12 protein-coding genes, 1 tRNA gene and 3 pseudogenes are annotated in these 12,338 nt (G+C 36.7%); 12 read left to right on the top strand and 4 right to left on the bottom strand.

The features are described 5' to 3' along the window. Window positions 1-26 precede the first annotated feature (26 nt). The 6 genes from EL101_RS09115 (at window position 27) to EL101_RS09090 (ending at window position 5,401) form a co-directional block, all read left to right on the top strand. Entirely contained in the window at window positions 27-638 is a 612-nt protein-coding gene (locus tag EL101_RS09115; protein WP_096596145.1) for a succinate dehydrogenase cytochrome b558 subunit, read from the top strand. 32 nt (window positions 639-670) lie between these two features. Continuing rightward, on the top strand, window positions 671-2,437 hold the full coding sequence (gene sdhA / locus EL101_RS09110; protein WP_096596146.1) for a succinate dehydrogenase flavoprotein subunit: 1,767 nt from the start codon (window positions 671-673) through the stop codon (window positions 2,435-2,437). Then, the gene (gene sdhB / locus EL101_RS09105; RefSeq protein WP_096543115.1) at window positions 2,437-3,252 is read left to right on the top strand and encodes a succinate dehydrogenase iron-sulfur subunit; all 816 of its coding nucleotides are present in this window, start codon (window positions 2,437-2,439) and stop codon (window positions 3,250-3,252) included. The genes sdhA and sdhB overlap by 1 nt, the downstream gene beginning before the upstream one ends. Before the next feature lie 249 nt (window positions 3,253-3,501). Continuing rightward, complete coding sequence (racE, locus tag EL101_RS09100) at window positions 3,502-4,299, top strand: glutamate racemase (RefSeq protein WP_096596147.1); 798 nt, start codon at window positions 3,502-3,504, stop codon at window positions 4,297-4,299. Window positions 4,300-4,310: 11 nt separating this feature from the next. After that, on the top strand, window positions 4,311-4,895 hold the full coding sequence (locus tag EL101_RS09095) for an XTP/dITP diphosphatase (RefSeq protein WP_096543113.1): 585 nt from the start codon (window positions 4,311-4,313) through the stop codon (window positions 4,893-4,895). Then, window positions 4,892-5,401: a YfcE family phosphodiesterase gene (locus EL101_RS09090; protein WP_096596148.1), complete on the top strand. Its 510-nt coding sequence runs from the start codon at window positions 4,892-4,894 to the stop codon at window positions 5,399-5,401. Before EL101_RS09095 ends, EL101_RS09090 begins: the two co-directional genes overlap by 4 nt. Window positions 5,402-5,593: 192 nt before the next feature. On the opposite strand, the gene EL101_RS13830 is transcribed toward EL101_RS09090, so the two are convergent. Continuing rightward, complete coding sequence (locus tag EL101_RS13830) at window positions 5,594-5,659, bottom strand: epsilon family phenol-soluble modulin (protein WP_095658924.1); 66 nt, start codon at window positions 5,657-5,659, stop codon at window positions 5,594-5,596. A 736-nt stretch (window positions 5,660-6,395) separates the two neighbouring features. Here EL101_RS13830 and EL101_RS09080 point away from each other — a divergent pair. The 4 genes and pseudogenes from EL101_RS09080 to EL101_RS09065 form a co-directional block, all read left to right on the top strand. Further along, window positions 6,396-7,313 (top strand): annotated as a pseudogene (locus EL101_RS09080) (minor capsid protein); the annotation flags it as partial. Between the two features lie 23 nt (window positions 7,314-7,336). Next, window positions 7,337-7,522, top strand: a complete 186-nt coding sequence (locus EL101_RS09075; RefSeq protein ID WP_096596149.1) for a hypothetical protein — start codon at window positions 7,337-7,339, stop codon at window positions 7,520-7,522. A 177-nt stretch (window positions 7,523-7,699) separates the two neighbouring features. Next, window positions 7,700-7,983: pseudogene (locus tag EL101_RS09070) on the top strand (phage capsid protein); the annotation flags it as partial. A 94-nt stretch (window positions 7,984-8,077) separates the two neighbouring features. Beyond that, window positions 8,078-8,455: pseudogene (locus EL101_RS09065) on the top strand (CHAP domain-containing protein); the annotation flags it as partial. A gap of 163 nt (window positions 8,456-8,618) precedes the next feature. Here the strand turns inward: EL101_RS09065 and EL101_RS09060 are convergent. Next, window positions 8,619-9,089 carry a putative immunity/bacteriocin fusion bifunctional protein gene (locus EL101_RS09060; RefSeq protein ID WP_240622733.1) on the bottom strand — a complete coding sequence of 157 codons (471 nt, stop codon included), beginning with the start codon at window positions 9,087-9,089 and terminating at the stop codon, window positions 8,619-8,621. Between the two features lie 304 nt (window positions 9,090-9,393). Between EL101_RS09060 and EL101_RS09055 the strand changes: the two genes are divergently transcribed. After that, window positions 9,394-9,597, top strand: coding sequence for a hypothetical protein (locus tag EL101_RS09055; protein ID WP_096596150.1), 204 nt, complete (start codon window positions 9,394-9,396; stop codon window positions 9,595-9,597). Window positions 9,598-9,804: 207 nt separating this feature from the next. Here EL101_RS09055 and EL101_RS09050 read toward each other — a convergent pair. Then, window positions 9,805-9,878: transfer RNA gene (locus EL101_RS09050), tRNA-Arg, on the bottom strand. Window positions 9,879-10,188: 310 nt separating this feature from the next. Between EL101_RS09050 and EL101_RS09045 the strand changes: the two genes are divergently transcribed. Next, window positions 10,189-10,632, top strand: coding sequence for a VOC family protein (locus EL101_RS09045; RefSeq protein WP_170141200.1), 444 nt, complete (start codon window positions 10,189-10,191; stop codon window positions 10,630-10,632). Window positions 10,633-10,755: 123 nt separating this feature from the next. On the opposite strand, the gene EL101_RS09040 is transcribed toward EL101_RS09045, so the two are convergent. Next, window positions 10,756-12,060, bottom strand: coding sequence for a TrkH family potassium uptake protein (locus tag EL101_RS09040; RefSeq protein ID WP_096596151.1), 1,305 nt, complete (start codon window positions 12,058-12,060; stop codon window positions 10,756-10,758). Window positions 12,061-12,338: the final 278 nt, after the last annotated feature.

Raw genomic sequence — 12,338 nt, 5'->3', positions numbered from 1 at the left:
TAATAGTATTGCAGGGGGGACTTCCTTTGGCACATTCAAAGAACCAATTCTACCTTAGACGTTTACATTCGTTACTTGGTGTCATTCCGTTAGGTGGCTTTTTACTCGTTCACTTAATGGTTAATCATCAAGCAACTCAAGGGGTGGAAGCATTTAATAAGGCGGCAAGCATGATGGAGTCGCTACCATTCTTATATGCTTTAGAGATTATCATGATATATATTCCAATTTTGTATCATGCGGTCTATGGCGTACATATCGCATTTACAGCGAGTCACAACATCGGGCATCATTCGTATATGCGAAATTGGATGTTCTTATTTCAACGTATTTCGGGCATTTTAACGTTTATTTTCGTAATGATTCACATGTGGCAAACACGTATTCAAAAGTTTTTTGGCCAAGAAGTGAACTACGATATGGTACATGATATCGTATCGAATCCGATTTGGTTAGTGTTCTACATCGTATGTATCATTGCGGTGGTATTCCATTTCTCAAATGGTTTATGGTCATTTTTAGTAACTTGGGGCATTTTGCAATCACCAAAATCACAAAAGGTATTCACTTGGGTATCCCTTGTTATCTTCATTGTGGTTTCATACATCGGTGTAAGTGCAATTTTAGCTTTTGTATAAACGTTTAATCATTTCAGGGGAGTGACAATTCTATGGCAGAGAAGAAAATTATTGTTGTCGGAGGCGGTCTTGCCGGTTTAATGTCAACAATTAAAGCAGCGGAACAAGGGGCACATGTTGATTTGTTCTCGATTGTTCCAGTAAAACGCTCTCACTCAGTATGTGCACAGGGCGGTATTAACGGAGCGGTCAATACAAAAGGTGAAGGTGACTCTCCGTGGGTTCATTTCGATGACACAGTTTACGGTGGGGACTTCTTAGCGGATCAACCGCCTGTTAAAGCAATGACTGAAGCAGCACCACAAATCATCCACTTATTAGACCGTATGGGTGTCATGTTTAACCGTACAGCTGAAGGACTTTTAGATTTCCGTCGTTTCGGTGGAACATTACATCACAGAACGGCATTCGCTGGTGCGACAACAGGTCAACAATTATTATATGCATTAGATGAACAAGTACGTAGTTATGAAGTGGACGGACTTGTGACGAAATATGAAGGATGGGAATTTTTAGGTATCGTTAAAGATGATGACAATGCGGCACGTGGTATTGTTGCGCAAAATATCACAACTTCTGAAATTCAATCATTCGGTTCTGATGCAGTGATTATGGCTACGGGTGGACCAGGTATTATTTTCGGTAAGACGACAAACTCTATGATCAACACAGGATCAGCTGCGTCTATCGTATATCAACAAGGGGTAAAATATGGTAACGGTGAGTTTATCCAAATTCATCCAACAGCGATTCCTGGTGACGATAAATTACGTTTAATGAGTGAATCAGCACGTGGTGAAGGTGGCCGCATTTGGACATATAAAGACGGTAAGCCTTGGTATTTCTTAGAAGAGAAGTATCCTGATTATGGTAACCTCGTTCCTCGTGATATTGCGACACGTGAAATTTTCGATGTCTGTGTGAATCAAAAACTCGGTATTAACGGTGAAAACATGGTATACCTTGACTTATCACACAAAGACCCACATGAATTAGACGTAAAATTAGGGGGTATCATCGAAATTTACGAAAAATTCACAGGTGACGATCCACGTAAAGTACCAATGAAAATCTTCCCAGCAGTACACTACTCAATGGGTGGACTTTATGTAGATTATGATCAAATGACGAACATTGACGGTTTATTTGCAGCAGGGGAATGTGATTTCTCACAACACGGTGGTAACCGTTTAGGTGCCAACTCATTATTATCAGCAATTTATGGTGGTACTGTTGCTGGACCTAATGCTGTGAAATATGTAGAAAACATTGAAAAGTCATATGTTGACATGGATGATAGCATGTATCAAAAACGTGTGGATGAAGAACAAGCACGTTTTGACAAGTTGTTAAACATGAAAGGTTCTGAAAATGCATATAAATTGCATCGTGAACTGGGTGAAATTATGACTGCGAATGTGACAGTTGTTCGTCATAATGACAAATTGTTAGAAACTGACAAGAAAATTGTTGAATTGATGAAACGTTATCAAGATATTGATATGGAAGATACATCACAATGGAGTAACCAAGCTGTATTCTTCACACGTCAATTGTGGAACATGCTTGTGTTGGCGCGCGTCATTACAATCGGTGCTTATAATCGTAATGAATCTCGTGGTGCGCACTATAAACCAGAATTCCCAGAAAGAAATGACGATGAGTGGTTAAAACACACATTAGCTGAATATAAAGGGCCGGATGCACCACCAGAGTTCACTTATAAACCTGTTGATGTTAGCTTAATCCCACCTCGTAAACGTGACTATACAAGTAAGTCAAAAGGGGGTAAAAAATAATGGCAGAAACACAAGAGAAACAACAAACATCACAACAAGCTCAAAATAGCACTTCAAATAGAACAATCAAGTTAATTATTAAACGACAAAAGGATCAAAATTCATCACCATATGAAGAATCTTTTGAAATTCCTTATCGTGAAAATATGAATGTCATCGCGGCATTAATGGAAATTCGTCGTAACCCAATCAATACAAAAGGTGAAAAAACAACACCTGTCACATGGGATATGAACTGTTTAGAAGAGGTCTGCGGTGCATGTTCAATGGTCATTAATGGTAAAGCGCGTCAATCATGTTCAGCGATTATCGACCAACTCGAGCAACCGATTCGTCTTGAACCGATGACGACATTCCCAGTGATTCGCGACTTACAAGTAGACCGTACGCGTATGTTTGATAACTTGAAACGTATGAAAGCATGGGTACCGATTGATGGTACGTATGACTTAGGTCCTGGTCCACGTATGCCAGAGAAAAAACGTCAAACAGCATACGAATTATCAAAATGTATGACGTGTGGGGTATGTTTAGAAGTATGTCCAAACGTGACAAAAACAAATAGTTTCGTCGGGGCTCAAGCCATTTCTCAAGTGCGTTTGTTTAATTTACATCCGACTGGTGCAATGACAAAAGACGAACGTTTAGATGCGTTAATGGATCAAGGTGGTTTACAAGCTTGTGGTAACTCACAAAACTGTGTGCAAGCTTGTCCAAAAGGTATTCCGTTGACAACTTCTATTGCAGCAATGAACCGTGAAACATCATTCCATATGTTCAAATCATTCTTCGGTTCTGATCATGAAGTAGAATAAGGATATTCAAATGGCGCATGTTCATCATAGAGCATGCGTTATTTTTATGAAACAAGTCCATTTCATGTGCAAGTGTTTAAAAGGTGAGGCAATCATATATCAAAGAATATCCTATTATCAGTGGAATGAATATCAATAAACATTTAAAATGGCATCTTTCTGTGTATTTTTACGAAATGCAGATTGTTCAACTTCATATTAGATGTGATAAAATAAAAAGCAATAATGAACACGAATAGGATGAAAGAGATGGATAGACCAATTGGAGTTATGGATTCAGGAGTAGGCGGACTCACAGTAGCAAAAGAAATCATGAGACAACTCCCCAATGAAACCATTTATTATTTAGGGGATGTCGGTCGTTGCCCATACGGTCCTCGAGATCAAGAAGAAGTTAAAAAATTTACAATCGAAATGGCCAATTATTTAGTGCAGTACGATATAAAAATGCTTGTCATCGCATGTAATACGGCAACAGCTGTCGCATTGGAACCCTTACAAGAACAGTTGAAAATTCCGGTTATCGGCGTTATTGAACCCGGTGCGAGAACCGCGATTATGACGACTAAAAATCAAAATGTCCTCGTACTTGGCACAGAAGGCACGATTAAATCAGAAGCTTATCGCACGCATATTAAAAAAATTAACCCGCATGTCGATGTTTACGGTGTGGCATGCCCAGGATTTGTGCCATTAGTAGAAGAGATGAAGTATAAAGACCCGACGATTACGAATATCATCATTCACCAAACATTGAAAAGTTGGCGTCAAACGGAAGCAGATACGGTCATTTTAGGATGTACCCATTATCCGTTACTCTATCAACCGATATTTGATTACTTTGGAAAGACGAAAACCGTTATTTCATCAGGATTAGAAACAGCGAGAGAAGTCAGTGCGCTCCTTACATTTAGTCATGAACATGCGCACTACACGCCTCAGCCAAAACATCGCTTTTTTGCGAACGGTGAAGTACGACATATGACTTATATTATTCAAGAGTGGCTCAAAATAGACGCTGAAGTTGAAAGAATTCAGTTAGGATAGGAGAGGTAGATATGGCAGATATCGTCATTGCATCATCAAATCAAGGGAAAATTAATGATTTTAAAGTCATTTTTTCAGAAGACAATGTCATTGGAATCAACGAGATGATTGAAGATTTTGATGTTGAAGAAACTGGCACGACATTTGAAGAAAATGCCCGCTTGAAATCAGAAGCAGCTGCAAAGTTACTGAATGCAACGGTGATTGCTGATGATAGCGGCTTAGAAGTTGCAGCATTGAACGGCGAACCCGGCGTCTATTCAGCACGTTATGCAGGAGGCCAAAAAAGTGATGAGGCCAATATTGAAAAAGTGCTTAAAGGATTAGAAAGTGAAGAGAACCGTGCAGCCCGCTTTGTTTGTGTGATTAGCATGACGACAGCAACTGGAGAAACAACAACATTTAAAGGCACAGTTGATGGTGAAATCACGTTAAGTCAAATCGGTGAAAATGGCTTTGGATATGATCCGATTTTCTTAATTCCTGAACGTCAAAAAACAATGGCTCAACTCACTGCTGAAGAAAAATCAGAAATCAGTCATCGTCGTAAAGCTATTGACCAATTAAAAGCATATATTGAGGGTGAGGGGAAATGAAAAAAGTTATCGTCCTGAGTGACAATCATTCAGAAACAGGCATTTTATATGATGTGTATCAACAACATGAAGACGCAGATGCATTTTTTCATTTAGGTGATTCAGAATTTAAATATGATGACACAGAGTTAAGTCTATTCCAACGTGTGAAAGGGAATATGGACTTTTATCCTGAATTTCCTGACAATCAAGTCGCATCGGTTGGCAGTTATCGTATATTTTTCACGCATGGACATCTCTATGGCGTCAACAGTTCACGTCAACAACTTGCTCAGGCCGCAATTGCACATGAGGCGCCCATTGCATTGTATGGTCACACACATGTCGCAAAATATGAACAAATACACGGCGTACATGTCATCAATCCGGGAAGTATTTCACAATCACGGAGCGACATTGAAGAAACGTATGCTGAGATCGTATTAGATGGTACGAATCGTTTTGTGAACTTCCGCAATCGTCACCATGACATTATCGATACAGTGACATTTCAAATTGAGGAATAAATTATTGGACAGTACAGTTTTAGGATTCAGACCTATCACTGTACTGCTTTTTAATTGGTGGAAACATGAAGAAACCCTACTAACGATTCATATGAAATGAAACGTAGTAGGGTGACGTGAGAGGTGAGAATCGGAATGAAGATATGTATCTCCATTAGTATGATTCAGCCTCAAACTCAGTTAAACGGTGTCTTATTTGTTACCGAATAAACCTTTCAAGAATTCGATAACTTTTTTAATTAAGTCGATGATAAACATGTCGATTCACCTCCTAATGTTTGATTAATGTCATTATAAATTACGTTAACCATTAATTATTGAAAAGTCCTTAAGTTGTTTAAATTCATTCGCAACTGTTCAAATAATAATAAGTACAGACAGTTATGCATGCCGAAATGTACGGACAATGAAACGCTTCCGGTTATTTCAAGCATGGCTATCATGATGAAGACGTTGAAAATCTATAAGAATTCGAAAAATTTTCGGAAAGTGGTTTTTTAAATGGTTTTCATGTTCCTTTTTGTGGATTTACCTTCAAGAGTCGCAATATCGAGGAAATAGAGACGTCGAATCGATCAAAACACGAATAATAAAGCACTTGAAATATAATTTTAAAACTTATATATTAAGTGTTAAATAGTACGGGGCGGAATGTCAGTAGAGAAATTGGACTGCCTATTAACGATAAGGTTGTTGAAAAAGTGTTATGAAGGATACAATAAATGTGTAATTAATTATAAAGTGAGATGATATTATGAAACCAACGACGCTAGATGGTTATATTTCAAAAGAAGATTTTTTTAAAGCGCTTGATGAAGCATGCGAAAGTTATAAACAAGAGGAAAAGCAACGAAAACAAAATAAACAAAAATAAGCACCTGATGAAACGGTAAATCATTCATCCAGGTGTTCTTTTTTACTCATTTTTATGCCGTGTCTTCTAATGATGTAATGTGACTTTGTTATATAAAATTAAAGAAGTTACGTATTAACAAGGCTTTGGAACTGTCAAGATGAACCGAGAAAAGATGTTGAGCAGATGGCAAGTCACATCATGTTACGTGGGCGTCATCCGTATGAGTTTGTGGCCAAGTTGGATGAAAAGACATCTAAAATCTGTCGTCACTATGATAAGAAAGTGTTTAAAGTGAAAGATATGGTGCCTGGTGTTAATGCCCCACCGATGCATCCTCATTGTCGAAGTACGACGGTACCTTATGTAGGTAACTGGCGTGATAAATTTTTTAAAGATAGACAAGGGAAATATCGATTGAAAGATGAAGACGCTCAGGCAATAGATACGAACAATTCAAATTCTAATGAGCAAGAACCGTTTGGACTCAATAAACGTAATAAGAATGATGAGTTTAAAGTTGATGTGAAATACATTCAATCCAATGAGTATCGAAGAAAGTTTGATAAGATTTCGGATAATAAAGTATTGAATCGCAATATATATCAAGCTGCTAAAGAGATGCTTCAACATAGAAATGGTGACGATAGAGAAGATTTATATGGGTTTGACGAAAAAACAGGAAAAATGTTATTTAAGAGTATTGAAAATAAAAATAATAAGTCTAAGGTCTATTACACTAAAAACATAGAGAAAATAGTGGAAAAAAATCCGTATCAAATTATATCTGTACACAACCATCCTAGAAGCACTTTGCCGAGCGTTGGCGATTTAACAGCTCAACATTTAAGGAAATATGCTAAAGGAATAATAGTTGGCCATAATGGTAGTCTGATAGTCTATAGCGTTAATAAAGATGTTGATTTTGGTTCATTTAGACATTCATTAGACATATTAGGTGTAAATTTTAAAAGTAAATACAATACTTCGGAAGATGAACAAAATAAAATGCTAAGCAAACTTAAAGAAATTGGATTGATTGACTATAAAGTGCTATAATAAAAATGCTAGGAGGGGATACAATGAAAAAAATACTCGATTATGAAAAGCTAGACAAAATGAATGCAGAGATAAAAGAAGCGAGTAAAAAAATAAAGGCACCAGATGTCGAAGATGCCCCCTATGAATATCCTGACGTCCCAGAAGGTTTCGACGACTTAACAGACGAAGAAATCAGATATTTAGCCTTTGGAGTTAAACCTGAATGAGCACCTAACCAATTATAGACGGTTATGGTGCTCTTTTTATACCCAATTTTAAGCGACTGTGCTGCAGTGTCTTTTTTTATTGCCCAAGCCGTGCTTATGGCGTTAAAAGGTGCAAGTGTAGTCCACACCATGCAATGACATCAAACTTGAAGCGTAGATTTAAATAAGGTGCGAAATATGAAAGAACAATGGTTAAAGTTAAGCTTACAGTTTTTTAGTGATGCGAGTACTGAAGAAAATACGGAAACAGAGAATACGGTAGAAAATAACGATATGACTGCGGAAACAACAGATACGGAACAGTTGACTGAAGTGCAACTTAAATTAGTGAATGACCGTGTGAATGAGGAGATGCAACGCCGTACGAAAGCGATGCGTCAACAGCTTCAAGATGAATTAACGCAAAAACAAAAAGAAGCTGATAAGTTGCGTAAGATGAAGCCGAACAAAAACATCAATATTTGTGCTTTGTAGTTATGACGATAAACAAAAAAGTACCATCATATCGAAAGTTACTTCGAAATGATGATGTATTTTGAAAGTAATTAGCGTCCTGGCTGTACGCATTTCATCCGACCTCATTACAAAAATGAGAATACCGCATCTAAAATTGCTAATAAATTTAGCCCACCATCGCACAACGCTGCAGGTAATTCGGCTAGCAAGATAATAAGTGGAAGCAGAGCGCCGTATAACTTAAAATGGTCAAAAGGTGCTTATTTTAATGCAAAAGTTGATGGGTTGGGCGCTACATCAGCAACTCGTTACGGTGATAACCGTGCTAATTATCAATTTAATGTAGGACAAGCCGAATACGTACCAGGCACATTAATTTATGTGTTCGAGATTATCGACGGTTGGTGTCGTATTTATTGGAATAATCATAACGAATGGATTTGGCATGAAAGACTGATTGTTAAAGAAGTATTCTGATGACAAAATAAAAGTGTGATATACTATATATCCACGACATAAAAGGGCGGTCATTGCGACTGTCCTGTTTTTTGTGCTAATAAGAATTATATAATCGAATTGGTCAATATACCCTAAACAGAAGTCAAAAGAGTGGTTCTAATAATGTAATTGAAATAAATTATTAGCTGAGAGAGCATGCTGCTGCGAATGCAGTACCAGAAACCACTTCACACCCTGCGCCTGCTATTGGGTTTACAATTGCCCACACTCCGCAATAATGAGCACATGCATAAAGCCCGCCCATACTACATGCAAATGCTTTACCATTCCATTTAAATCCTACTGCTTGAGGTGCATTTTGATTATCTTCTTGCGCTATATAGTTTTTGTTTACAATCAATTTGCCTTCCTTATTTTCAGGTTGTTTTCTTTTTTTAGCTACAAATTTTGTTATTTTATTATGATAGCTGTCATATATTAACTCAGAAACAATAATCTCTTTTGTTTTTTTGTTTTTATAGACTGTGCTGACTATAAAGCCATATTCTTTTTTACCGTCTTGATTTTTAATTATGTATTTTAGCTTTGAATTTTCATCATTTAATTTAAATTCTGTAAATCCGCCTTTTTTGATTTTCTTTTCTAATTGAATAATGTCATTGTTTTTAGATGTTAACCTTTCAAAATCTTCTTTTTTTTTTACTCATTTTTGTTATTTCTACATTCTCATTTTTGAGCTTTTTTTGAGTCTCTAGAAGTGTTGGTTGTCCTTTTGCGTAAGGGTATTTGAATTTAAGGCGATAAGTAATAGTAGTAATCCAATAAATGATATTATTTTTGAAAATTTCATTTGATTACTCCAAATTAATAATGTATTTTTAATTTATACTTAGATTTTAATTGTAATCGCTTTCTAAAATCAACAATTTTTATATCTTTTATTAAGGAGAGATTTTATGAAGGATGCAAAAGAGAATGTAGACAAGTATGTTAGAAGTTTACCTTTATTAGGTTTAATTATTAGTATTATTTTGATTTTTTTATTTTTCTTTATTTGGAAAGTTGAAGGTAATTTTGTTGTAATTTTTATATATTGCTTATTACCTGTTATTGTGAATACATCTGTGTATGGAGTGTACTTACTTGTTAGAAGCAAGTAGTTTTTAATTAAAACTTTTTCTTTAACAACTTCATCCACCACACCCCCATCCGTGTTGTATTTTTTATGTAAAAACAGGGACGTTTCGGGGACGTTTCGCACAAAATACGACGTTCAACTAAAGTTAACGAAACACAACAAAATACCGTCATATCAACGTTTGATGTTACGTGATACAACGGTATAAAAACGAAATATATCTAATTAGCGTCCTGGGAGGGATTCGAACCCCCGACCGATGGCTTAGAAGGCCATTGCTCTATCCAGCTGAGCTACCAGGACATTTTCAACACAAGGATAATTATAACGAATAGAACATTATAAATCAATATAAGCTTAAGAAAAAAATTAAACATTTAACACCTAATACAAAAAATTACAACAAATAGATAGCGGCATTTTAAGTTTTATTCAAAATGAATGGGGCTTATCAATATGTTTTGATATCTTTGATGCTTATTTTTCTGATTCGTTTGATGAAATTATAACCAAAAGGATGACTGAATTGTATCATTATCATTCACTTTGTTTCTTTTATCTAAACTGAAAGGTATATAGTAATAAAGTAAGTTATATGAAAGGGAGATGGACTATGACAAAATTATATCCATATATTGCGTTTGAAAATACAAAAGAAGCGTTAGAATATTATGAGGAAGTTTTCGGAGCAACTGAAATTAATCGTTTACCAGTGACAAAAGAACAAGCGGGTCATTTTGGTTTGTCACAAGAGGATGCAACTGATGCGACGATGCATGCGGAATTCACTATTGCCTCAACGCAACTGTTCGCGTCTGATTCATTTGGGAAAGCGGCGTCAATTAACGGTGCGATTTCACTCATGTTAGACTATGATGTGAATGTTGCGGAAGATGCCCAAGAAATTGAAGCGTTGTATGACCGCGTAAAAGGTCATGACAGTATTACAGTAGAAATGCCTTTAGCAGAACAGTTCTGGGGCGGGAAAATGGGCGTATTTACAGATCGATACGGTATTCGTTGGATGATTCACGGTCAAGATACAACGGCACAATAATTCAAAGTAGCGGCATAGGATAGGGCACAATCATATTGATTTTGTCCGGTGCATATTAATGAATGATCATAAACTAAAAACACGTCATCACATTTTAACGGGTGTGATGGCGTGTTTTGATTTTTATAAATATAAATGGCTTTTCGCGTAATGGAAAGTTTCTCTCGTGCGATTGTGTAAAACACCTAGCAATGTGAGAACACCTATTTTACCGGCAATCATCGTGATAATAATAAGTGCTTTGGCAAAAGTATCGTATTCGGCAGAAATGCCTGTGGATAAGCCCACTGTCCCAAATGCGGAAATGACTTCGAAAGCGATGGCCTCAAATTGTAAGTTCGGTTGCGCCACTGCAAACCAAAATATAATAAAGATGATGAACATCATTGCTGTTAATGTAATCGCAACTGCTTTTTGTGTTTGCTTTTGATCAATCGAACGATGAAAGACTTGCGTATAGCGGTGACCTTTCAATGAGGTAATCACATATAATAGTACAAGTGTAAATGTTGTGACTTTAATCCCGCCGGCTGCACTAATCGGTCCTGCACCAATAAACATTAAAATCATGGTCAACATGAGTGTGCCAGGTGCAAGATGTGAAAAGTCTATCGTGTTAAAACCGGCCGTACGTGTACTGACAGATTGGAAAAATGAAACTAATATTTGTTGCGGAAATGACATCCCTTTTAATGCGTGATGATGTTCTAATATTAAAAAGCCGAGTGTCCCTGCAACAATTAAAATCAATGTGACAAACAATGTGACCTTCGTATGAACGTGAAGGCGCTTTAACTGGCGTGTGGTCATCAGGTCGAATAACACGATATAGCCTATCCCACCTACAATAATTAATATAGCAATCATCAAATTGACTACGGGATCACTTGCATAAGAAACTAAATTGTCACTGAATAAAGAAAATCCAGCATTATTCAGTGCTGAAATAGACGTAAAGACACTAATGAACATGCCTTTAGACCATCCATACTCAGGCACGAATACCGTTGCGAGTATCATGGCACCTAGCGCTTCGAATACAATGGTAAAAATGAAAATAAATTTTGCGAAATCAACGACATTGATGGTCTCGTCGATGTTAAGTTCTAATTTGAAAAGTTGATTGTTTTGAAAAGTGATTTTCTTTTGCGAAATCATCAGTGCTAATAAAGACACGGCGACTATCCCCATACCGCCAATTTGAATGAGCAACATGATGACAGTGTGACCTAATACGTTAAACTGTTCTGTAATATCCACGGTTGTCAGGCCGGTCACTGTAAATGCACTCGTCGCTACATACATGGCATCGATAAAAGAAATCGGCTTCTGACCGGTCCAAGGTAAGTAAAGAAGAAGACTACCAATGAAAGTAGTGCTTAAAAATAAAATAAGATAAAACAAGATAGGTTGTCTTTTACTATACATCTTTAACGCCTCGGTTCTTTTTGAAGTAATAATATCACGATATGTGCCAAAAACAAATCACTATTTTTCAAAAGTATATCAAATCGGCTTTGAAACGTCATATCGTGGACAGGTTTTGTGTGTATTTTGGAGTGATAATGTATAGATTACTTTCTAAAGGAAGGGACGGCATGAAGCATTAACGTTGAATGGATGCGCATGTGAGAGGTTTACGAATGAAAATAGTAAGCGGATGAGGTTGTATGAGGGGTGAGGTATTCAATGCGCAGAGTAGTATT

Source organism: Staphylococcus delphini (assembly GCF_900636325.1).
Lineage (GTDB): Bacteria > Bacillota > Bacilli > Staphylococcales > Staphylococcaceae > Staphylococcus > Staphylococcus delphini.
This window is presented reverse-complemented; position numbering and strand designations above follow the sequence as displayed.